Source organism: Citrobacter amalonaticus, assembly GCF_037053465.1.
Classification (GTDB): Bacteria; Pseudomonadota; Gammaproteobacteria; order Enterobacterales; family Enterobacteriaceae; genus Citrobacter_A; species Citrobacter_A amalonaticus_H.
In genome coordinates this window covers 48,871-70,845 of record NZ_JBALIF010000019.1, presented here as the reverse complement: position 1 = coordinate 70,845, position 21,975 = coordinate 48,871, and the positions used below count along the sequence as shown (strand labels likewise).

At 53.6% G+C, this 21,975-nt stretch carries 20 protein-coding genes and 1 other annotated feature; of the genes, 12 read left to right on the top strand and 8 right to left on the bottom strand.

Annotated features, from left to right (window positions below; genetic code table 11):
* Nucleotides 1-206 precede the first annotated feature (206 nt).
* Nucleotides 207-330: a sequence feature (Phe leader region), on the top strand.
* The 10 genes from pheM to selO all read left to right on the top strand — a co-directional run bounded on the left by pheM (nt 212) and on the right by selO (nt 9,513).
* Nucleotides 212-256, top strand: a complete 45-nt coding sequence (gene pheM / locus WB371_RS21380) for a pheST operon leader peptide PheM (RefSeq protein WP_001386830.1) — start codon at nt 212-214, stop codon at nt 254-256. (Overlaps the previous feature by 45 nt.)
* A gap of 62 nt (nt 331-392) precedes the next feature.
* Nucleotides 393-1,376, top strand: coding sequence for a phenylalanine--tRNA ligase subunit alpha (gene pheS, locus WB371_RS21375; protein ID WP_336222002.1), 984 nt, complete (start codon nt 393-395; stop codon nt 1,374-1,376).
* Between the two features lie 15 nt (nt 1,377-1,391).
* Entirely contained in the window at nt 1,392-3,779 is a 2,388-nt protein-coding gene (gene pheT / locus WB371_RS21370) for a phenylalanine--tRNA ligase subunit beta (protein WP_336222001.1), read from the top strand.
* Nucleotides 3,780-3,783: 4 nt separating this feature from the next.
* Entirely contained in the window at nt 3,784-4,083 is a 300-nt protein-coding gene (ihfA, locus tag WB371_RS21365) for an integration host factor subunit alpha (protein ID WP_001229265.1), read from the top strand.
* Between the two features lie 100 nt (nt 4,084-4,183).
* Nucleotides 4,184-5,164 carry a vitamin B12 ABC transporter permease BtuC gene (gene btuC, locus WB371_RS21360; RefSeq protein ID WP_336222000.1) on the top strand — a complete coding sequence of 327 codons (981 nt, stop codon included), beginning with the start codon at nt 4,184-4,186 and terminating at the stop codon, nt 5,162-5,164.
* 63 nt (nt 5,165-5,227) lie between these two features.
* Nucleotides 5,228-5,779, top strand: coding sequence for a glutathione peroxidase (locus WB371_RS21355; protein ID WP_336221999.1), 552 nt, complete (start codon nt 5,228-5,230; stop codon nt 5,777-5,779).
* Nucleotides 5,779-6,528: a vitamin B12 ABC transporter ATP-binding protein BtuD gene (gene btuD, locus WB371_RS21350; protein WP_336221998.1), complete on the top strand. Its 750-nt coding sequence runs from the start codon at nt 5,779-5,781 to the stop codon at nt 6,526-6,528. Before WB371_RS21355 ends, btuD begins: the two co-directional genes overlap by 1 nt.
* A 78-nt stretch (nt 6,529-6,606) precedes the next feature.
* The gene (locus WB371_RS21345) at nt 6,607-7,071 is read left to right on the top strand and encodes a C40 family peptidase (RefSeq protein WP_336221997.1); all 465 of its coding nucleotides are present in this window, start codon (nt 6,607-6,609) and stop codon (nt 7,069-7,071) included.
* Nucleotides 7,072-7,295: 224 nt separating this feature from the next.
* Nucleotides 7,296-8,009 carry an EAL domain-containing protein gene (locus WB371_RS21340; RefSeq protein ID WP_336221996.1) on the top strand — a complete coding sequence of 238 codons (714 nt, stop codon included), beginning with the start codon at nt 7,296-7,298 and terminating at the stop codon, nt 8,007-8,009.
* Nucleotides 8,010-8,070: 61 nt separating this feature from the next.
* Entirely contained in the window at nt 8,071-9,513 is a 1,443-nt protein-coding gene (gene selO, locus WB371_RS21335; protein WP_336221995.1) for a protein adenylyltransferase SelO, read from the top strand.
* A gap of 114 nt (nt 9,514-9,627) precedes the next feature.
* On the opposite strand, the gene aroH is transcribed toward selO, so the two are convergent.
* Nucleotides 9,628-10,674, bottom strand: coding sequence for a 3-deoxy-7-phosphoheptulonate synthase AroH (aroH, locus tag WB371_RS21330; RefSeq protein WP_336221994.1), 1,047 nt, complete (start codon nt 10,672-10,674; stop codon nt 9,628-9,630).
* A gap of 156 nt (nt 10,675-10,830) precedes the next feature.
* Nucleotides 10,831-11,664, bottom strand: coding sequence for a posphoenolpyruvate synthetase regulatory kinase/phosphorylase PpsR (gene ppsR, locus WB371_RS21325; RefSeq protein WP_336221993.1), 834 nt, complete (start codon nt 11,662-11,664; stop codon nt 10,831-10,833).
* Between the two features lie 334 nt (nt 11,665-11,998).
* Between ppsR and ppsA the strand changes: the two genes are divergently transcribed.
* Nucleotides 11,999-14,377 carry a phosphoenolpyruvate synthase gene (ppsA, locus tag WB371_RS21320; protein WP_336221992.1) on the top strand — a complete coding sequence of 793 codons (2,379 nt, stop codon included), beginning with the start codon at nt 11,999-12,001 and terminating at the stop codon, nt 14,375-14,377.
* 85 nt (nt 14,378-14,462) lie between these two features.
* Here the strand turns inward: ppsA and fadK are convergent, their stop codons facing one another.
* The 5 genes from fadK to WB371_RS21295 all read right to left on the bottom strand — a co-directional run bounded on the left by fadK (nt 14,463) and on the right by WB371_RS21295 (nt 19,553).
* Complete coding sequence (fadK, locus tag WB371_RS21315; protein ID WP_336221991.1) at nt 14,463-16,103, bottom strand: medium-chain fatty-acid--CoA ligase; 1,641 nt, start codon at nt 16,101-16,103, stop codon at nt 14,463-14,465.
* Between the two features lie 90 nt (nt 16,104-16,193).
* Nucleotides 16,194-16,487: a ferredoxin family protein gene (locus WB371_RS21310; protein WP_336221990.1), complete on the bottom strand. Its 294-nt coding sequence runs from the start codon at nt 16,485-16,487 to the stop codon at nt 16,194-16,196.
* Complete coding sequence (locus WB371_RS21305; RefSeq protein ID WP_336221989.1) at nt 16,484-17,773, bottom strand: FAD-dependent oxidoreductase; 1,290 nt, start codon at nt 17,771-17,773, stop codon at nt 16,484-16,486. The genes WB371_RS21310 and WB371_RS21305 overlap by 4 nt, the downstream gene beginning before the upstream one ends.
* 56 nt (nt 17,774-17,829) lie before the next feature.
* The gene (locus WB371_RS21300; protein WP_336221988.1) at nt 17,830-18,765 is read right to left on the bottom strand and encodes an electron transfer flavoprotein subunit alpha; all 936 of its coding nucleotides are present in this window, start codon (nt 18,763-18,765) and stop codon (nt 17,830-17,832) included.
* Nucleotides 18,766-18,785: 20 nt separating this feature from the next.
* A complete protein-coding gene (locus WB371_RS21295) occupies nt 18,786-19,553 on the bottom strand; it encodes an electron transfer flavoprotein (RefSeq protein WP_336221987.1) in 768 nt (255 codons plus the stop codon).
* 328 nt (nt 19,554-19,881) lie between these two features.
* On the opposite strand from WB371_RS21295, the gene WB371_RS21290 reads away from it, so the two are divergent.
* Nucleotides 19,882-20,772, top strand: a complete 891-nt coding sequence (locus WB371_RS21290) for an AraC family transcriptional regulator (protein WP_336221986.1) — start codon at nt 19,882-19,884, stop codon at nt 20,770-20,772.
* Between the two features lie 42 nt (nt 20,773-20,814).
* On the opposite strand, the gene WB371_RS21285 is transcribed toward WB371_RS21290, so the two are convergent.
* Nucleotides 20,815-21,966, bottom strand: coding sequence for an acyl-CoA dehydrogenase (locus WB371_RS21285; protein WP_336221985.1), 1,152 nt, complete (start codon nt 21,964-21,966; stop codon nt 20,815-20,817).
* Nucleotides 21,967-21,975: the final 9 nt, after the last annotated feature.

Genomic DNA, 21,975 nt, shown 5'->3' with positions numbered 1-21,975 from the left:
GTACCAGGACAAGGTAGCCAAAGAGGAAGAAGAAAGACAAATACAGCTGGGACTGGAAGGGTAGTGTTTAAGCCCCCTTTTAGGGGGCTGTGTCAAAGCCACCTGCTATGCAGGTGGTTTTTTACTTGTAGTTCCATCAATGAGTTGACAATTTATCCGTAACCCTTTTCAATAAAGGTTCTCCGGTTTTACCACACAAGGTAACGCAAGCATGAATGCTGCTATTTTCCGCTTCTTTTTTTACTTTAGCACCTGACTCCAGGAGGCTAGCGCGTGAAAGAAGAAACGAAAAACAGCGCGAAAAAGCCTCCATCAGGAGGCTTTTTTTGTGCCTGAAACAGAGAGATTACGTTCAACGAACCGGTGTCTTCACCGACACAATGAGGAAAACCATGTCACATCTCGCAGAGCTGGTTGCCAGTGCAAAGGCAGCCATTAACCAGGCGTCAGATGTTGCCGCGCTAGACAATGTACGCGTCGAATATTTGGGCAAAAAAGGGCACTTAACCCTTCAGATGACGACCCTGCGCGAGCTGCCGCCTGAAGAGCGTCCTGCAGCCGGTGCGGTTATTAACGAAGCGAAAGAGCAGGTACAGCAGGCGCTTAACGCGCGTAAAACCGATCTGGAAAACGCGGCGTTGAATGCACGTCTGGCGGCGGAAACCATCGACGTCTCTCTGCCGGGTCGCCGAATTGAAAATGGCGGTCTGCATCCGGTCACCCGTACCATTGATCGAATTGAAAGTTTCTTTGGCGAGCTGGGTTTTACCGTCGCCACCGGTCCTGAAATCGAAGATGACTATCATAACTTCGACGCGCTGAACATTCCGGGTCACCACCCGGCACGCGCGGATCACGATACCTTCTGGTTTGATGCAACCCGTTTGCTGCGTACTCAAACCTCTGGCGTACAGATCCGTACCATGAAAGAAAAGCAGCCGCCGATTCGTATTATCGCGCCGGGGCGTGTATATCGTAACGACTACGATCAGACGCACACCCCGATGTTCCATCAGATGGAGGGCTTGATTGTTGATACCAACATCAGCTTTACCAACCTGAAAGGAACACTGCATGACTTCCTGCGTAACTTCTTCGAAGAAGATCTGCAGATTCGTTTCCGTCCTTCTTATTTCCCGTTCACTGAGCCATCGGCGGAAGTTGACGTGATGGGCAAAAACGGGAAATGGCTGGAAGTATTGGGTTGCGGCATGGTACACCCGAACGTGTTGCGCAATGTCGGTATTGATCCGGAAATCTACTCTGGCTTCGCGTTTGGTATGGGGATGGAGCGTCTGACTATGTTGCGCTACGGCGTTACAGACCTGCGTTCATTCTTCGAAAACGATCTGCGTTTCCTCAAACAGTTTAAATAAAGGCAGGATAAAACAATGAAATTCAGTGAACTGTGGTTACGCGAGTGGGTGAACCCGGCAATCGACAGTGAAGCGCTGTCGAACCAAATCACGATGGCCGGTCTGGAAGTTGACGGCGTTGACGCCGTCGCCGGTGAATTTAATGGTGTGGTCGTCGGTGAAGTCGTGGAATGCGGACAGCATCCAAACGCAGACAAACTGCGCGTGACGAAAGTTAATGTGGGCGGCGATCGTCTGCTGGACATCGTCTGCGGCGCGCCAAACTGCCGTCAGGGGCTGAAAGTGGCGGTAGCTACCATTGGCGCCGTACTGCCTGGTGATTTCAAAATTAAGGCGGCTAAGCTGCGCGGTGAGCCATCAGAAGGCATGCTGTGCTCCTTCTCCGAGCTGGGGATTTCCGACGATCACAGCGGTATCATTGAACTGCCGGCGGATGCGCCAATTGGTACTGATATCCGTGAATACCTGAAACTCAATGACAACACCATTGAAATTAGCGTCACGCCTAACCGCGCTGACTGCTTAGGGATTATCGGCGTCGCCCGTGATGTGGCGGTGCTGAATAAGGCACCTCTGGTTGAGCCGGAAATCACGCCAGTCCCGGCTACCATTAGCGATGTTCTGCCGATTACGGTGGAAGCCACTGACGCCTGTCCGCGTTATCTGGGCCGCGTGGTGAAAGGTATCAACGTAAAAGCGCCAACCCCGCTGTGGATGAAAGAAAAACTGCGTCGCTGCGGTATTCGTTCCATTGATGCGGTAGTGGATGTGACCAACTATGTGCTGCTCGAACTGGGTCAGCCAATGCACGCCTTTGATAAAGACCGCATTGAAGGCGGGATTGTCGTTCGCATGGCGAAAGAGGGCGAAACGCTGGTGCTGCTTGATGGCACAGAAGCGAAGTTGAACGCGGATACGCTGGTGATTGCGGATCATCATAAAGCGCTGGCCATGGGCGGCATCTTTGGTGGCGAACATTCTGGTGTGAACGATGAAACGCAAAACGTACTGCTGGAGTGCGCCTTCTTCAATCCGCTGTCGATTACCGGTCGCGCGCGCCGTCATGGTTTGCATACCGATGCCTCTCACCGTTATGAGCGTGGCGTCGATCCTGCGCTGCAGTACAAAGCGATGGAGCGTGCGACCCGTCTGTTGATTGACATCTGCGGCGGTGAAGCCGGTCCGGTTATCGATGTCACAGATAAAGCGACATTGCCTCAGCGCGCGACCATTACCCTGCGCCGTAGCAAACTGGATCGTCTGATCGGCCATCACATTGCTGATGAGCAAGTGAGCGACATTCTGCGTCGCCTGGGCTGTGAGGTGACGGAAGGCGAAGGCGAGTGGAAAGCCGTTGCGCCGAGCTGGCGTTTCGATATGGAAATTGAAGAAGATCTGGTTGAAGAAGTCGCACGCGTGTACGGCTACAACAATATTCCGGACGAACCGGTCCAGGCGGGTCTGATTATGGGCGCTCACCGTGAAGCGAATCTGTCGCTCAAGCGCGTGAAAACCATGCTTAACGACAAAGGTTATCAGGAAGTCATTACCTATAGCTTCGTTGATCCGAAAGTACAGCAACTGATTCATCCAGGTGAAGAGGCGCTGCTCTTGCCAAGCCCAATCTCTGTCGAGATGTCGGCAATGCGCCTGTCACTGTGGACCGGGTTACTGGCAACCGTGGTGTATAACCAGAACCGTCAGCAGAACCGCGTGCGCATTTTTGAAAGCGGACTGCGTTTTGTACCCGATACGCAGGCAAGCCTGGGCATTCGCCAGGATCTGATGCTGGCAGGCGTTATCTGTGGTAACCGCCATGATGAGCACTGGAACCTGGCAAAAGAGACGGTTGATTTCTATGATTTGAAAGGCGATCTGGAAGCCGTGTTGGATCTGACCGGCAAACTGGCTGACATTCAGTTCAAAGCGGAAGCGAATCCGGCACTGCATCCAGGACAGTCTGCTGCTATTTATCTTAAAGGTGAACGCATTGGTTTCATTGGTGTTGTTCATCCGGAGCTGGAACGTAAGCTGGATCTGAACGGTCGCACTTTGGTGTTTGAACTGGAGTGGAATAAGCTCGCAGACCGCGTGGTGCCTCAGGCGCGCGAGATTTCACGCTTCCCGGCGAACCGTCGCGACATCGCCGTGGTGGTCGCAGAAAACGTTCCCGCTGCGGATATTTTATCCGAGTGTAAGAAAGTTGGCGTAAATCAGGTAGTTGGCGTAAACTTATTTGACGTGTACCGTGGTAAGGGTGTTGCGGAGGGGTATAAGAGCCTCGCCATTAGCCTGATCCTTCAGGATACCAGCCGTACACTCGAAGAAGAGGAGATTGCCGCTACCGTCGCCAAATGTGTAGAGGCATTAAAAGAGCGATTCCAGGCATCATTGAGGGATTGAACCTATGGCGCTTACAAAAGCTGAAATGTCAGAATATCTGTTTGATAAGCTTGGGCTTAGCAAGCGGGATGCCAAAGAACTGGTCGAACTGTTTTTCGAAGAGATCCGTCGTGCTCTGGAAAACGGTGAGCAGGTAAAACTCTCTGGTTTTGGTAACTTCGATCTGCGTGATAAGAATCAACGCCCGGGACGTAACCCGAAAACGGGCGAAGATATTCCCATTACAGCACGGCGCGTGGTGACCTTCAGACCCGGACAGAAGTTAAAGAGCCGGGTTGAAAACGCTTCGCCCAAAGATGAGTGATCCGAACTAACTAAAAAGGCCGCTTTTGCGGCCTTTTTTCTTTTCTGCTGTGCCGGAGCGCCGTAGAATTAATGCCATTCTTTACAGTTGAACGGAAATCATGCTGACTTTTGCCCGTCAACAACAGCGACAACATGTGCGCTGGATCCTCAGTTTGTCGGTGCTCATGCTACTGACGCTTTTACTAAGCCTGTGCGCCGGAGAGCAGTGGATTATGCCTGCTGACTGGTTGACGCCGCGTGGCGAACTCTTTGTCTGGCAAATCCGTCTTCCGCGTGCGCTGGCCGTGTTACTGGTGGGTGCCGCGCTGGCTTTATCCGGTGCGGTGATGCAGGCGCTGTTTGAAAATCCCCTGGCAGAACCGGGGTTGCTCGGCGTCTCCAATGGCGCAGGCGTTGGGCTTATCGCTGCCGTATTGCTGGGTAACGGTATCCTGCCGCACTGGGCGCTGGGACTGTGCGCCATTGCCGGGGCGTTGATTATTACCCTGATTCTTTTGCGCTTTGCCCGTCGCCATCTCTCAACCAGCCGTCTGCTGCTCGCCGGGGTGGCGCTGGGGATTATCTGTAGCGCCCTGATGACCTGGGCTATCTATTTTTCCACCTCCTTTGATTTACGCCAGCTCATGTACTGGATGATGGGTGGGTTTGGCGGTGTGAACTGGACGCAATCCTGGCTCATGCTGGCGCTCATTCCGGTCCTGGTGTGGATTTGTTTTCAGTCACAGCCAATGAACATGCTGGCGCTGGGAGAGATATCTGCCCGGCAGCTTGGGCTTCCTCTCTGGTTCTGGCGTAATTTGTTGGTGGTGGCAACAGGCTGGATGGTGGGGGTAAGCGTGGCGCTGGCCGGCGCCATTGGTTTTATTGGCCTCGTGATCCCCCATATTTTACGTCTGTGCGGATTAACCGATCATCGTGCTTTGCTGCCTGCCTGTGCGCTGGCAGGGGCGATTGCGCTGCTACTGGCTGATGTGGTGGCCCGCCTGGCGCTGGCTTCGGCTGAACTGCCGATTGGCGTGGTGACGGCAACTCTGGGGGCACCGGTCTTTATCTGGCTGTTGCTCAGAGCCGGGCGTTAGTCGTCACAAGACGGTCTATGATTAAAAGCTGGTAGTTGAAACACTCACGATCCTGGAGAGGCTATGCAAGACTCGATTCTGAATACTGAAGTGACGACGATTGACGGTGACGTGACGACCCTCGACAAATACGCCGGTAATGTACTGCTGGTGGTGAATGTGGCGTCAAAATGTGGCCTCACTCCGCAGTATGAACAACTGGAAAACATCCAGAAAGCGTGGGCTGACCGTGGTTTTACCGTGCTGGGTTTCCCCTGCAATCAGTTCCTCGGACAGGAACCGGGCAGCGAAGACGAGATCAAAACTTACTGTGCGACCACCTGGGGTGTGACATTTCCGATGTTCAGCAAAATTGACGTGAATGGCGAGCAGCGTCATCCGCTGTACCAGAAGCTGATTGCCGCAGCGCCAACGGCAGTGGCGCCAGAAGGGAGCGGTTTCTATGAGCGAATGGTCAGCAAAGGGCGCGCGCCACTTTATCCGGATGATATTCTCTGGAACTTCGAGAAATTTCTCGTCGGTCGGGATGGCAAGGTAGTTCAGCGTTTTGCGCCGGATATGACGCCGGAAGATCCCATTGTTATGGAAAGTATTAAAATCGCGTTGGACAAATAATGTCGTCATTGATGCAGCTACAGGATGTTGTCGAAACGACCCGTTTAAGGCCTCTGTCCGGGGAGATCCGGGCAGGGGAGATCCTGCATCTCGTGGGGCCAAATGGGGCCGGAAAAAGTACACTGCTGGCGCGGATGGCGGGGTTAACAACCGGGGCGGGAACGATCGCGCTGGCGGGCACTGAACTGGCGTCATGGCCCGCAGCCAAACTTGCCCGTCATCGTGCGTATCTGGCGCAGCAGCAAAATCCGCCTTTCGCGATGCCAGTATGGCACTTTTTAACACTGCATCAGGCGGATAAATCCCGGACCGATCAGCTTACTGCAGTTGCCGGGGCGTTAGGGCTGGCGGATAAACTCGATCGCAATGCGAAAGCGCTTTCTGGTGGGGAGTGGCAGCGTGTGCGCCTTGCCGCGGTGATTTTGCAAATCTCGCCGGATATAAACCCGCAAGGACAATTGTTGTTACTGGATGAACCGATGAACAGTCTCGATGTGGCGCAACAAAACGCACTGGATCGCCTCCTCAATAAACTGTGCCAGCAGGGGATCGCCATTGTGATGAGCAGCCACGATCTGAACCATACGTTGCGTCATGCCCATCGCGTGTGGTTGCTCAAACAGGGAAAATTACTCGCCAGCGGCCTACGAGATGAGGTTCTGACCCCGCCAAATCTGGCGCGGGCATATGGTCTGACCTTCCGTCGTCTTGACATTGAAGGCCACAGAATGCTTATATCAACCACTTAAGTTAAATGGTTTCTTGAAAGCCAGCATAAATACCTGCTAAAAGGGTATAAGTACGAAAATACAGAGGATTCGTCCGGAATGCGTTTCTGGTTTCTTTTTTGCACAGCATTATTACTGGCAGGATGCAGCAGCCATCGGGCTCCGCCGCCCAATGCGCGGCTTTCCGATTCGATTACCGTTATCGCCGGGTTAAACGACCAACTTCAGTCCTGGCGCGGCACGCCGTATCGTTACGGTGGTATGAGCCGCGGTGGTGTGGACTGTTCAGGTTTTGTGGTAATGACCATGCGCGACCAGTTCTCATTGCAACTGCCGCGCGAAACGCGTCAACAGGCAAAACTGGGTACGGAAATCGATAAAGAGGAATTGTTGCCAGGCGATCTGGTTTTTTTCAAAACCGGCTCAGGGGAAAGTGGTTTACATGTGGGTATTTATGATACCAACGGTCAGTTTATTCATGCGTCGACCAGTCGAGGTGTGATGCGATCATCACTGGATAATGTTTACTGGCGTAAGAATTTTTGGCAGGCCAGACGAATCTAACGTAAGCGAACTATTACTCTTTTAACGTGATCCATTATTTTATTGCAGGAAAAAGAACAATACTGGATTAGCGTTTATAATCAGGATAATCTGAAGACAAAGGAACCGGACTCCCCGGGCTAAAAGGACAAAATGAACGTTTCCCCGCTGACCTTTAAAAAGACGTACGTTTACGTCCTTTGTAACAGATTTCCGTATAATTCCCTTTCTGCGGGGGTACCGTAATGAATGTTTCACTGGATAATGTGTACCATTCTGAACTCTATTTTCAACCCGCCCGAAATGGTCAAAGAAAACTTATCGGTTTAGAAATCGTTGTCACCTTTGTCAATGATGACCGCAGCGTCCGTATCCCGACAGAACTTGTTCTGCCTCGGCTTTCTACTGAAGAACAGCAGCAGCTATTTGTTGAAAAACTGGCTTTGCTGGAAACATGCCAGCATTTTTTTATTCAGCATAAGCTGATTGCCTGGATTAATATAACCCCGGATGTTGTACCTTTATTATTAATGAACAGTGAGCGTGTTTCTGGCATTAAACGATTTTCATTTATCGAGTTAATGATTAATGAAAATTATCCGGAGCTTGCAGCCGGAAAAGAAAACCAAATGCTGAATGCCCTGGCCGGGCGATTTCCTCTGGTGCTTGCCAATTTTGGCGCGGGGGAGCGTTCGACTAAAGCGATATTCGATGGACTGTTTAAACGCGTGGTTCTCGATCGTAATTTTGTGCAGCGACGGGCGCTCAGCGTCTCATTTGAACCGTTTATGCGCGCCATTCTCACGCAAATTTCACCTTACTGTGACGCGTTGATGATCAACGGTATCGACAGCGAAGAGATGTTTGACCGCGTGATGCCGTTTGGTTTCGGCGCTATGCAGGGCGCTTTGTGGCCAGCGGTCACAGCGAAGCAGGTAACCAAACTAATCCAGGGATAACCTTTCTGTTTGCTGGTGTTTAGGAGGCGGCTAAACGTCTACACTACAGGCAGGAGGCCCTATGACCCTGTCTTTTATTGCCCGCTGGCGCGATGAGCTGCCAGCCACCTTTACCGCACTGAAACCCACACCGCTGAATCATGCACGGCTGATCTGGCACAATGACGCTCTTGCCAGACAACTGGGCATTCCCGACACCCTTTTTAATGTCGACGGCGGCGCGGGCGTCTGGGGCGGCGAAACCCTGCTGCCGGGGATGTCACCGCTGGCGCAGGTCTATAGCGGCCACCAGTTTGGCGTCTGGGCCGGTCAACTGGGCGACGGGCGCGGAATTTTATTGGGTGAGCAGGTTCTTGCCGACGGCAGTACGATGGACTGGCATCTGAAAGGGGCCGGACTGACGCCCTATTCGCGAATGGGAGACGGGCGCGCAGTACTGCGTTCAACGCTTCGTGAAAGTCTTGCCAGTGAAGCGATGCACGCGCTGGGTATACCTACCACGCGCGCGCTGGCTATTGTCACCAGTGAAACCCCCGTGTATCGCGAAACGGTCGAAGCGGGAGCGATGCTCATGCGTCTGGCGCAGAGTCACATGCGCTTCGGTCATTTTGAACATTTCTATTATCGCCGCGAGCCTGAAAAGGCGCAGCAACTGGCCGACTTTGCCATTCGTCATTACTGGCCGCATTTGCGGCAAGAAGCAGACAAATACGTTCTCTGGTTTCGCGATGTCGTTGCCCGAACCGCAACGCTTATTGCGGACTGGCAGACCGTTGGTTTCGCGCACGGCGTGATGAACACTGACAACATGTCGATTCTGGGGCTGACAATGGACTACGGTCCGTTTGGCTTTCTGGATGATTATGAACCTGGATTTATTTGTAACCATTCGGATCATCAGGGGCGCTACCGTTTTGATAATCAACCCGCGGTGGGCCTGTGGAATCTGCAACGCCTGGCGCAAAGTCTGTCGCCCTTTATTGCTGTTGATGCGCTCAATGATGCCCTCGACGGCTATCAGTTAGCGCTGCTGACGCGCTATGGTGAGCGTATGCGGCAGAAACTGGGCTTCATGACGGAGCAAAAAGAGGACAATGATCTGCTGAATGAATTGTTCAGCCTGATGGCGCGCGAGCGCAGTGACTATACCCGCACCTTTCGCATGCTGAGCGTCACGGAGCAGCAGAGTGCTGACTCGCCCTTGCGCGATGAATTTATCGATCGTACGGCGTTTGATGGCTGGTTTTTACGTTACAGAACGCGACTGCAACGCGATGGTGTCGCCGACGCTGAACGCCACCAACAGATGCTGAGCGCTAACCCTTGCGTGGTGCTGCGTAACTGGCTGGCGCAACGGGCGATTGCGGCGGCGGAAAAGGGCGACATGAGCGAGCTGCATCGTTTACACGCTGTGCTCCAGGAGCCTTTCCAGGACAGAAATGATGATTACAGCCATCGCCCGCCAGACTGGGGTAAACGTTTAGAAGTCAGTTGTTCAAGCTAACTGGCTGGTAAACGTTTACTTGCCCGCGTTTCTTACGGACAGGCTGGCAGTGAACGCCAGGAGATCGCAGACCGGGGAGAGGAAATGCCCACCCTTTGCAGGATGGGCAGAGGATCAGAAGCGGCTGTCGACCGCGGAAGCCAGTTTATCGAGCAGCAGTTGCGTATCTTCCCAACTGAGACAAGGATCGGTAATGGATTGCCCATAAACCAGCGGCTGCCCGTTGACGATTTTCTGGGTGCCTTCACGCAGGAAACTTTCCGCCATAATGCCGGCGATAGCCGTAGAGCCGTTGCGGATCTGCTGGCAAACGTCATCACAGACATCCAACTGGCGGCGATGCTGTTTCTGGCAGTTGCCGTGGCTGAAATCGACCACCAGATGTTCTGGCAAATCGAACTCATGCAGGGTGTCGCAGGCAGCCGCAATATCTTCGGCGTGGTAGTTCGGTTTTTTCCCGCCACGCATAATGATATGTCCATATGGATTGCCGCTGGTCTGGTAAATGGTCATCTGACCGGTTTTATCCGGCGAGAGGAACATATGGCTGGCGCGGGAGGCGCGGATCGCGTCCACGGCAATCCGGGTATTGCCGTCAGTGCCGTTTTTAAAACCGACCGGGCAGGAGAGAGCGGAAGCCATTTCGCGGTGGATCTGGCTTTCCGTGGTCCGGGCGCCAATAGCGCCCCAACTGATCAGGTCGGCAATAAATTGCCCGGTCACCATATCCAGAAATTCGGTAGCCGTAGGCACGCCCAGTTCATTCACCTGCAACAGCAGTTTACGCGCCAGTTCGATGCCGTGATTGACGCGGTAGCTGCCGTTCAGATCCGGATCGGAGATGAGTCCTTTCCAGCCGACAACGGTACGCGGCTTTTCAAAATAGGTGCGCATAACGATTTCCAGACGCGCCTGGTGCTGCGTGCGCAGCGCCTGTAAACGTGTGGCATATTCCATCGCGGCGTCGAGATCGTGAATGGAGCACGGACCGACGATCACCAGCAGGCGAGGGTCTTCGCCATTCAATATTTTTTCTATCCGGCGACGGGAGTCGGTTACATGACTGGCGACAGCGGACGACACGGGATGCCGTTGCGCAAGCTCAGCGGGGGTAACCAGACTGTCTATACGCGCGGTACGCAGTTCATCGGTTTTGTTCATGACAAGTCTCAGAAATTTGTTGCTTCTTCGGCAGTGGTACCGGGAAGTGATGGGCACAACCTTAAACCAATCCCTGCTGATTTCAAGTGCGAGGTGTGTCACACCTCGCGGCAGAACGTCATGATAGCAAAAAAACAGAACTCGTGAACTAGTTTATTAGTACATGCGGCGATTCAGCCCCATGATATCGAGGATCTTGGTGGCAATTTCCTCTACCGAATAGTTGGTACTGTTGAGCCACGGGATCTGGTTTTTGCGATAGAGCGCCTCAACTTCAGCCACTTCCATCCGGCACTGTCGCAATGAGGCATAGCGGCTGTTTTCCCGTCGTTCTTCGCGAATCGCCGCCAGTCGTTCGGGATCGATCGTCAGGCCGAAGAGCTTATGCTGCAGCGGTTTTAGCGAGGCGGGCAGAACCAGATTATCCATGTCGTCGGCAATAAAGGGATAGTTGGCCGCACGGATACCAAACTGCATGGCGAGATAGAGGCTGGTGGGCGTTTTGCCACAGCGAGAAACCCCCAGCAAAATCACCTGTGCCTGATCGAGGTTGCGCAACGAGATACCATCATCGTGGGCGAGCGTGTAATCAATGGCTGCGATACGCGCATCATACTTGTTAAGGTTACCAGGATTCAGCCCGTGCGTGCGGTGGGCGACCGGCGTCGGATCAAGCTTCATCTCATGCTGCAATGGGGCGACCAGCGCCTGGACAATATCCTGACAAAAGCCTTCGCTTTGCAGAATAATGGAACGGATTTCCGGCAACACAATGGAGTAGAAAACCAGAGGACGCACGCCGGTTTGCTGATAAATGGCGTCGATCTGCTCCTTAACGGCCCGCGCGCGGTTCTCATTTTCGACGAACGGCAGTGTTATACTGCTGATGGTGACAGGGAATTGCGACATCACCGCGTGGCCTAAAACTTCGGCGGTAATTGCCGTTCCATCGGAAATATAAAATACATGACGATCTACAGCATTATCCATTTTTGCATCCTGAAAGGCAGCCATAATTCTCTGAAAGCATAAATTAAAAATACCGCAAAGCGTAGGAAATAGTGCTGATTTTAGAAATGAAATGGTATTTTTATATTAAATGAAAAGCACATTTCATTTAATGGAATGGTCGTTTATACCGACAATTTTTGTGGAGATCGCCCGCCATACGCGGGTTTGCGCAAATGGGTAAAGTGTCCTAAAAAATAAAAAAATCTATTTGCTTGAACGATTCACCGTTTTTTTAAGCGGATTAAATATGCAAAGATAAATACGTAATTAGGCTTTTCCTAAACTCGTTCATTTATCACAAAAGGATTGTTCGATGTCCAACAATGGCTCGTCACCGCTGGTGCTTTGGTATAACCAACTCGGCATGAATGATGTAGACAGAGTTGGGGGCAAAAATGCCTCCCTGGGTGAAATGATTACTAACCTGTCCGGTATGGGTGTTTCGGTACCGAACGGTTTTGCAACCACCGCCGATGCGTTTAACCAGTTTCTGGATCAGAGCGGTGTTAACCAGCGCATTTATGAACTGCTGGATAAAACGGATATTGACGATGTTACCGCGTTAGCGAAGGCCGGCGCGCAAATCCGCCAGTGGATTATCGACACTCCTTTCCAGCCTGAGCTGGAAAATGCCATCCGCGACGCATATGCACAGCTCTCTGCGGACGATCAGCTGGCCTCATTTGCCGTGCGTTCCTCGGCGACGGCAGAAGATATGCCAGACGCCTCCTTTGCGGGCCAGCAGGAAACCTTCCTCAACGTTCAGGGTTTTGATGCTGTCCTGGTCGCCGTCAAACATGTGTTTGCCTCACTGTTCAACGACCGCGCGATCTCCTATCGCGTTCACCAGGGTTACGACCACCGTGGCGTGGCGCTTTCTGCGGGCGTTCAGCGGATGGTGCGTTCCGACCTTGCGTCCTCCGGCGTGATGTTCTCCATCGATACTGAATCCGGTTTTGACCAGGTGGTGTTTATCACCTCGGCGTGGGGACTGGGTGAGATGGTCGTGCAGGGGGCGGTTAACCCGGACGAGTTCTATGTTCACAAACCGACACTGGCGGCCAACCGTCCGTCGATTGTTCGTCGCACAATGGGCTCGAAGAAAATCCGTATGGTGTATGCGCCGACGCAGGAGCACGGCAAGCAGGTCAAAATTGAGGATGTGCCCCAGGAACAACGCGACATCTTCTCACTGACCAACGACGAAGTGCAGGGGCTGGCGAAACAGGCGGTACAGATAGAAAAACACTATGGCCGTCCGATGGACATCGAATGGGCGAAAGACGGTCATACCGGCAAGCTGTTTATTGTACAGGCGCGTCCGGAAACCGTACGTTCACGCGGCCAGGTGATGGAGCGATACACGCTGCATGCGCAGGGGAAAATCATTGCCGAAGGGCGTGCAATCGGTCACCGCATCGGCGCGGGCGCGGTAAAAGTCATTCACGATATCAGCGAGATGAACCGTATTGAACCCGGCGACGTGCTGGTCACCGACATGACCGACCCGGACTGGGAACCGATCATGAAAAAAGCCGCCGCGATTGTCACCAACCGTGGCGGGCGTACCTGTCATGCCGCCATTATCGCGCGTGAGCTGGGGATCCCTGCGGTTGTGGGCTGTGGCGACGCCACTGAGCGCATGAAAGATGACGAAAAAGTCACGGTCTCCTGTGCGGAAGGCGATACCGGCTATGTGTATGCCGATCTGCTCGACTTCAGCGTGAAAAGTTCCAGCGTCGATACCATGCCGGATCTGCCGCTGAAGGTGATGATGAACGTCGGTAACCCGGACCGCGCGTTTGACTTCGCCTGTCTGCCAAATGAAGGCGTAGGCCTGGCGCGTCTGGAATTTATCATCAACCGTATGATTGGCGTTCACCCGCGCGCTCTGCTGGAGTTTGACGCCCAGGACGCCAAACTGCAGAACGAAATTCGCGAGATGATGAAGGGTTTTGATTCTCCACGCGAATTCTACGTCGGTCGCCTGACCGAAGGCATTGCGACCCTCGGTGCGGCGTTCTGGCCGAAGCGTGTCATCGTTCGTCTGTCAGACTTTAAGTCTAACGAGTACGCGAATCTGGTCGGTGGTGAACGCTACGAGCCGGAAGAAGAGAACCCGATGCTGGGCTTCCGTGGCGCAGGTCGCTATGTGTCAGACAGCTTCCGCGATTGCTTTGCCCTGGAGTGCGACGCCGTTAAACGCGTGCGCAACGACATGGGACTGACGAACGTCGAAATCATGATCCCGTTTGTGCGTACCGTTGAGCAGGCTAAAGCCGTGGTTGATGAGCTGGCGCGCCAGGGGCTTAAGCGCGGCGAAAATGGACTGAAGATCATCATGATGTGTGAGATCCCGTCCAACGCCCTGCTGGCGGAACAGTTCCTCGAATACTTTGACGGTTTCTCCATTGGCTCCAACGACATGACGCAACTGGCGCTGGGGCTGGACCGGGATTCCGGCGTGGTTTCTGAACTGTTCGATGAGCGCAATGATGCGGTAAAAGCCCTGCTGTCGATGGCCATTCGCGCCGCGAAGAAGCAGGGGAAATATGTCGGGATCTGTGGTCAGGGGCCGTCTGACCATGAAGACTTTGCCGCCTGGCTGATGGAAGAGGGGATCGACAGCCTGTCGCTGAACCCGGACACCGTTGTCCAGACCTGGCTGAGCCTCGCTGAACTGAAAAAATAATGGGATGCCGGATGGCGCTCCGCTTATCCGGCGAATATCACTGTCCCTGTAGGCCGGATTAGGCGGTACGCCGCCATCCGGCAATTTATCCCGCAGCCTGCGCCGCGTCTAATCGCCGAATAATATCCTGACGCAGCAGGAACTTCTGAATTTTACCGGATGCGGTTCTCGGCAGTTTCTCGACCACCACAAGATGCTCCGGATATTTGTACTTTGCCACCCGTTTGCGGCTAAAGAAGGTGATAAGCTCCTCCAGCGACAAAGAAGAGTGCGGGGCTTTCAGTACGACATAAGCGCACGATCGCTCGCCTAAGCGCTCATCCGGCATGGCAACAACACATGCATCGTGGATGCGGGGATGTTGCAACAGAATATCTTCCACCTCCCGACTGCTGATGTTCTCGCCGCCGCGCACAATAATATCTTTTTTGCGCCCGGTTACCTGAATGTAACCCTGTTCATCCATGCGACAGAGATCGCCACTGTAGTACCAGCCCTCGCTGTCCAGCGCCCGGGCGGTCAGCTCCGGTTCATCGAGATAGCCCATAAACACGTTAGGACCGCGCGATGCTTCTTCACCTTCAACGCCAGGCGGGACAGGTTGCCGTGCTTCATCAACAATCTTTATCTCGACGCCAGCCGCCGCATAGCCGTCAGTATTCATCATCCGCGACAGCGGGTCGTCAAGATTGACCATGGCATGCGGTGAGCTTTCCGTCGAACCATAGATACTCAGCAGTTTAATACCTCGCCGCTGGCAATCGCGGGCAATTCGCTGCGGAATGGTCGTGCCGCCGCACAAAAAAAAGCGCAACGAAGAGAGATCGGCAGGGCGTTGCTCCATGGCACACAGCAGATCGTAGACAAACGGCGTGGCGCCAGACACACAGGTACAGCGCTGTTGTTCCAGCAGTTCAAGACAGGCCTCAGGAGTAAAAATGTCCAGCAGTACGCTACGCGCACCGATCAGAAACGGCGCTGTCACGCCGTGTAAAAAACCGGTCGCGTGCCCCAGCGGGGCAGGCATCAGAAACACGTCCAGCCAGGTCAGATTGAGACGTGCGCAGTAGGCCCGTTCGCTGGCGAGAATGTTGTTATGACTGAGCATCACCCCTTTGGGCAGACCTTCGGTGCCCGAGGTAAACAACACGGCGGCCAGTTCATCACCGTGAACCGGGATGGAGTCGGCAAGCGGAGCGCTTTCGGCAATGATTTGACTCAACGCAAGCGACGAGGTGGCCGGTGCCAGTTTGTCGACACCGATAATGTGTCGCAGATGGGGAAGCTGGTTTTGCAGAGGCAGGATGACATCCACCGGACGGGTCTGCTTAAAGACGGTGGGCGCGAAAAACAGTTTCGCCTGGCACTTATTCAATACCCACACCAGTTCGGCCTCACGCCAGGCGGGTAACAGAGGTACAGATACCGCGCCGGTTTTCAGGCAGGCAACGTAGATCACGGTAAATTCGTACCAGCCAGGCAACTGAAAGGCAATGCGATCGCCTGCCTGAATCCCGTTTTCAACCATCCAGCCTGCCAGACAGCTTGCCGAATGGTCGAGCTGCGCATAGGTTAATGATGCCCCGTGACTGTCGGCAACGGCGATTTTCTCCGGCACGCTCCGGACGGTCTGGCGCCAGTAGTCACCGAGCGAGGCATCGCCCCAAAAGCCAAGCCTGCGGTATGCGTCCCGCCGCCCGGCGTCAAATGTGAATGTGACACTCATTAGCGGTTCTCGATCATTCATGAAAAACGGTCGGGCCGGAGGGCGTGACGATGCCTGCACCGGCCTGGTGGTTATCCGGTACGGCGCTTATCAGCCGTAGCGGAAATCGACGCCAAACGTGCCTGTCGGCCAGGACCATTTTTCGAGGATCGTCTCACCGCACAGTACGCGGCAGGTACCACACTCCAGACACCCCGCAGAATCGAAGTGAACGTTGCCTGCTTCATCCTGCTTATAAAGTCCGGCGGGGCAGGCATTCATCAGTTTGCGAAATTCGTTGATATCCGGGTTTGCCGCCAGAATGATGTGCGGGTGGCCTTCATCAACATGGAATTTATTAACGCCGAGTTTGACGTCGACGTTCACGCGGTTTACCTCGCTCATAGTGCGGTCACTCCCTTAATGCCATCTTTCAGCAGATTCAGCAGGCCAATCGGTTTTGCATGGGACAGGATCATTTTGCGAACCGGCATGTTTGGGCGGCCGTCAATGGTGAACAGGTCGTTCATGATGTCGGCCACCATGCGCGGGTACTGTGTAAACAGACGTGGATTCTCCATCAGCGCCGGGATCTTGCGAAAATGCTGCATATCGCGCATCACGCAACTTTGCTCCAGCGCGCGTTTGTACTCTGACAGCGTTTGGGCAGAGAAGTCCTGGCGCGCTTTGGCTGTAATAGCGGCGTGGGCCGCAGCCTCGGCAGAGGCGATGGCTAAATCCATTCCGCGCACCGTGTAACCGAGATTCAGGCAGAAACCGGCGGCATCGCCAACAATCATAACCCCGTCATCGACCAGTTGCGGCACCATGTCCAGTCCACCTTCTGGCACCATGTGCGCAGAGTATTCCAGCAGTTTGCCACCCTGAATCAGCGGACGAATGGTGGGATGTTGTTTAAAATCTTCCAGCATCTGCGGTACGCTTTTTTGCGCATGGGCCATGTCACCCAGACCGCATACCAGCCCGAGGGAGACAGAGTCGCGATTGGTATAGAGGAAACCGCCGCCCATCAGACCGTTTGACGGTGAACCTGCGAACAACCATGCGGCTCCCTCATCTTCTGACAGGTTAAACCGATCCTGAATTTGCGCCGGGGAGAGGCTAATCAGCTCTTTGACCCCAACCGCATAATGATGGGCAGACGATGCAGGGACCATACCCAGCGATCGGCCCAGCATGGAATTCACGCCATCGGCGAGGATCACCACGTTAGCGTCAAGAATATCGTCCCCCGCCTGAACACCAGTAACCTGATTGCCTTCGCGGATGAGCGCGTCCACGCGCACACCCGGAATGAACTGTGTGCCAGCCTGTTCCGCTTGTTCCATCAGCCAGGGATCAAGCCGGTTGCGCAACACGGTGTAGGACGCCTGCGCGGGAACATCCGGTTGCTCGCGATGGTAATCCAGGGTGACCGCGCTTTCTTCGGTCATAAACGAGATTTTCTCGCGAGTCACTTTGCGCTCAATGGGTGCCTGCCGGGCGAACCCCGGCATAATGCGTTCAATCGTGTGGGCGTAGAGGCGACCGCCGGTCATGTTTTTACTGCCTGCGCTGTTGCCGCGTTCAATGACCAGCACATCCAGCCCGGCTTTCGCCATAACGTACGCCGCCACTGTTCCCGCCACGCCAGCACCCACTACGATGGCATCAAATTTATCATCCGACATGCTGTAAGCTCCTTCCCGCCGTTTTGCACAGCGGGAGATAGGGATAAACGTGAGAATTAGCGCAGTTGCGCAATCAGGGCAGGGACCACTTTGTAGATATCGCCTACCAGCCCATAGTCGGCATAGTTGAAAATGGGCGCATTTTTATCTTTGTTAACGGCAACAATCACTTTGGCGCCATTGCCGCCAACCATGTGCTGGATTTGGCCTGAGATACCCAGCGTCAGGTACAGATCAGACTTCAGCAGAACGCCGGAAACGCCGATATAACGTTCGCGCTCCATCCAGTTTTCACCTTCAGCAATCGGGCGCGAGCAGCCCACTTCGGCGCCGAGCACGTTGGCGAGTTCATATACCATGGCGAGATCGTCCTGTGCTACCAGGCCACGACCAATACCGACAACGCGTTTAGCTTTGCTGAGATCGACGCTGCTGAGTGTTCTGGCGCGGCGTTCCTGACACACAATGTCATGCTGCGGCGCAACCCAGACGGCACTCTGGACCGGGCAGTCATGGGCCGGATTTACAGGTGCGCCTTCCAGAATGCCGGGCGCAAGGGTGATAATCGCCAGCGGGCTGTTGAGTTTCTCTTTGCCAGATGCCAGCCCGCCATACATACGGTGTTCGGCAAACAGAGTGTTATCCTCGACACTCACCGCCGTGGCATCGTTCACCATTGCGGCATCCAGTTGAATGCTGAGACGCGCGCCCAGCGCTTTGCAGCGTTTGGTCGCCGCCATCAGGAGCAGTCCGCTAGCTGTTGGCTGGATCAGTGCGGCAAGCGTTTCGGCATAGTTTTCGATGCGCTGGAGAGAAGAATGCTCATCCAGCACAACGATGCTGTCGGGACCATACGGCTTAACACGTGCCGCCTGTTCGTTTCCCTGGACAATGGCACAGACCTGCTGGCCCCACTGACGCGCGCCAGCCATCAGCTCCGCATAGCGTTCGACGTTATCGCTAAATACCCAGACGTGGGTTAATTGACTCATGATGATGTTCTCCGTTGGGCTCAGTTCAGGACTTTTTTCAGGTGTTCAGCCAGTTCGGCGATCGCTTCCGGCGAATCGTTATCCAGAATGATGTGCTTACGTTCTGTTTGCGGCGGCACGGTAATGGCGACCAGTTCGGCCTGTGGCAAGCCCTGGCTCCACGCAATGTCGCTGGCCTGCCAGCAATGAACCGGTTTTTTACCTGCGCCAAGAATGGCCTTCATGGAAGGGATGCGCGGGAGGTTAATATCCGAAGTGACGCAGACAACGGCAGGTAATGACAGTTCGATCACTTCGATCTCATCTTCCAGTGTGCGCTCAACCAGCAGTTTTTCCCCGTGACGCTGAATGCTGCTGACGGCACTGACGGTGGGCAGTTGCAGGATTTCGCCAACCAACAGGCCAACCTGTTGCGCATACAGGTCGCCGGAGCCTTCTCCAAAGAGGATCAGATCAAAGCCCATTTTCTTCGTGGCGGCGGCGATCGCCCGGGCGGTATCTTTTGGCAGCGCGTGTTCCAGTTGCGCATCCTGCATCAGGTATAAGGCGTGCGGGCCACGGGAAAGCACATCTTTACGCACTTTCGAGCTCTGTAGTAACGATCCGCCGACCGTTAGCGCGGCGATCTCATCGTCAGCTTCGCTGGCTATCTGTACTGCCGCTTCGATAGCATTAAGATCGAACTGGCTGATTTTCGCGTCTGCGTTGTCAAAATTGAGAGTATGTTCGGGGGTAACAACAATGTCCTGTTCTTCAGGCACCAGCTTAAAGCAGGTTATTATTTTCATGGTATCTCCTGTGAGTCGCATACCGTTCGTGACGTTCCGGCCACCCCGGCGGAAAGATAAAACAGACTGGAAATAGTGTGCGACAGCAGGAGGCGTTTTTTCGACGGCGCAATCTGTTTTCATTACAAAGAATCTTGCAAAAAAAATGAGATCGACAATACAAAAGAAATGCACAGAAAATCATTTTATAAAAACAAACATATTATCTTGCAGCCGAAGAAAATAATCTTGTTTTGCCGTGGTTGAATAGTGTTGTATAACCGCCACAGCCGCTTTATTTTATCCTTATTATATTGTTCAGGATGATTAACCGCTTGTGGAGGGCATCATGTATCAACGCTGTTTTGATAATGCCATAGAAAGCCTTTTTGACCAGGGAAAGACGCCGCGATTTTCCCGCTTTGTCATTAGTGATGACCCACGCTGGGAGTCGGGTCATCATGTGCATGATAATGAGACGGAGCTGATTTACGTTAAAAAGGGGATTGTCAGATTAATAATCGATTCTTCACTGTATGTCGCGCACGAGGATGATATTGTCGTCGTGGAACGGGGGCGGTTACATGCGGTGACGTCAGATGTGAACGCGCCGGCAACGACCTACACCTGCGCGCTGTATGGCTTTCGCTTTCAGGGGTGGGAGGAGAATCAATTGCTGCAACTGCACTCCTGCCCGGTGGTTTCCGTCGGTCAGGGTAAAGAGGTGATTAAAAGTATTTTCAATGAACTCAGCGTGATGCTGCCGCAAAGTAAAAACGGATTAACGTCGTCGGTCTGCGACGCGTTTGCTTATGCCTTAACGGTATTGTTCTACGAAAACTTTAAAAATGCTTATCGATCTGAACAAGGCTATATCAAAAAAGATGTTCTGATTAAAGATATTCTGGTGTACCTGAATAATAACTATCGGGAGAAAATCACGCTCGAACAATTATCCAAAAAATTTCGCGCCAGTGTGAGCTATATTTGCCACGAATTTACCCGCGAATATCATATTTCTCCCATTAACTATGTTATTCAACGACGAATGACCGAAGCGAAATTTGCGCTTACTAATACCGACGCGTCGCTGGCGGAAATATCCTGGCGGGTAGGGTACGAGAATGTTGACCACTTTGCGAAGTTGTTTCTGCGGCATGTGGGATGTTCTCCAGGCGATTACCGCAAACAGTTCAAAAACAGCCTGGCTGAACAGACTTGTTTATTGTCTGATGCCTGATGGATTTTGTCGGCCGGTGCGTTCAACCCACCGGCCTGCAACTTACTTGTCCTGATAATCTTTGAGGATCTGACGACCCGCGACATAAATCATGATCTCATCCGTTCCGCCGCCGATACGCTCACAGCGAACGTCGCGCCAGAATCGTGAGACGCGCGCTTCGTCGGTATAACCCAGCCCGCCCATAATCTGAATCGCATCGTCAATCACTTCCATCGCCGTGCGGGCGCAGTACAGTTTCGCCAGTGCGGCGCTGGTGCGCAGCGACTGCTTCTGATCCGCCTGCCAGGCAACCTTCAACACCATATTGCGCATATTCTCGATTTTAATGGCCATCAGCGCCAGCTTTTCCTGGATCATCTGGTTATGGCCAATCGGCTTGCCAAAGGCGATGCGCTGGTTGGCGTAACGTGCGGCATCTTCAAACGCACACTCGGCAAAACCGGTACTGCGCGCGGCATTGATCAGACGTTCCATCTCAAAGTTGTACATCACGTTGAGAAAGCCCATGCCTTCTTCGCCAACCATGTCGCTCTCTTCAACCTCAACGTTATCGAGATACACTTCACAGGTGCTCAGCATGTGCCAGCCGATTTTGTGCAGCGGGTTGATTTTGATCCCCGGTTTGTTCGATTCCACCCACCAGAGGGTAAAGGCTTTTTTCGGATCTTTCGGCTCCGGGTCGCGCGCCAGCACCAGCATATACGGATACTCTTTGGCGCCGGTAATAAAGGTCTTCTGACCATTCAGGTAAACCTTGCCGTTTTTGCGCGTATAGCTGGTGGTGGCACTGTTATTATCTGAACCCGCGCCTGGCTCCGTTAAGGCCAGCGCATAGGCGGGATCGCCGGTTTCCAGGGTGCTCTGCGCCGTTTTGCGCAACTGCTCAGGGGAACCGAAACGGAGCATGCTGTGAATGCACTGACCGTTGGTGATCAAAAAGGCGGGAGCTCCGCATTTTGACACTTCCATCAGCGCCAGCATTTGGGTGACATAGTCTGCCGGAATGCCGCCGAACTCTTCCGGCACGCCTAACATCGAGATGCCGTTATCCGCCAGCGCGCGCATAAACTCTCTCGGATAGGTGGCGGTCTGATCGCAGGTACGGAAATACTCCTCCGGAAACTGGGTGGTGATCAGTTCGCGAATACTGGCAAGCAGCAGCTCTTGCTCTTCGGTTAAAGAAAAGTCCATCGTCGTACT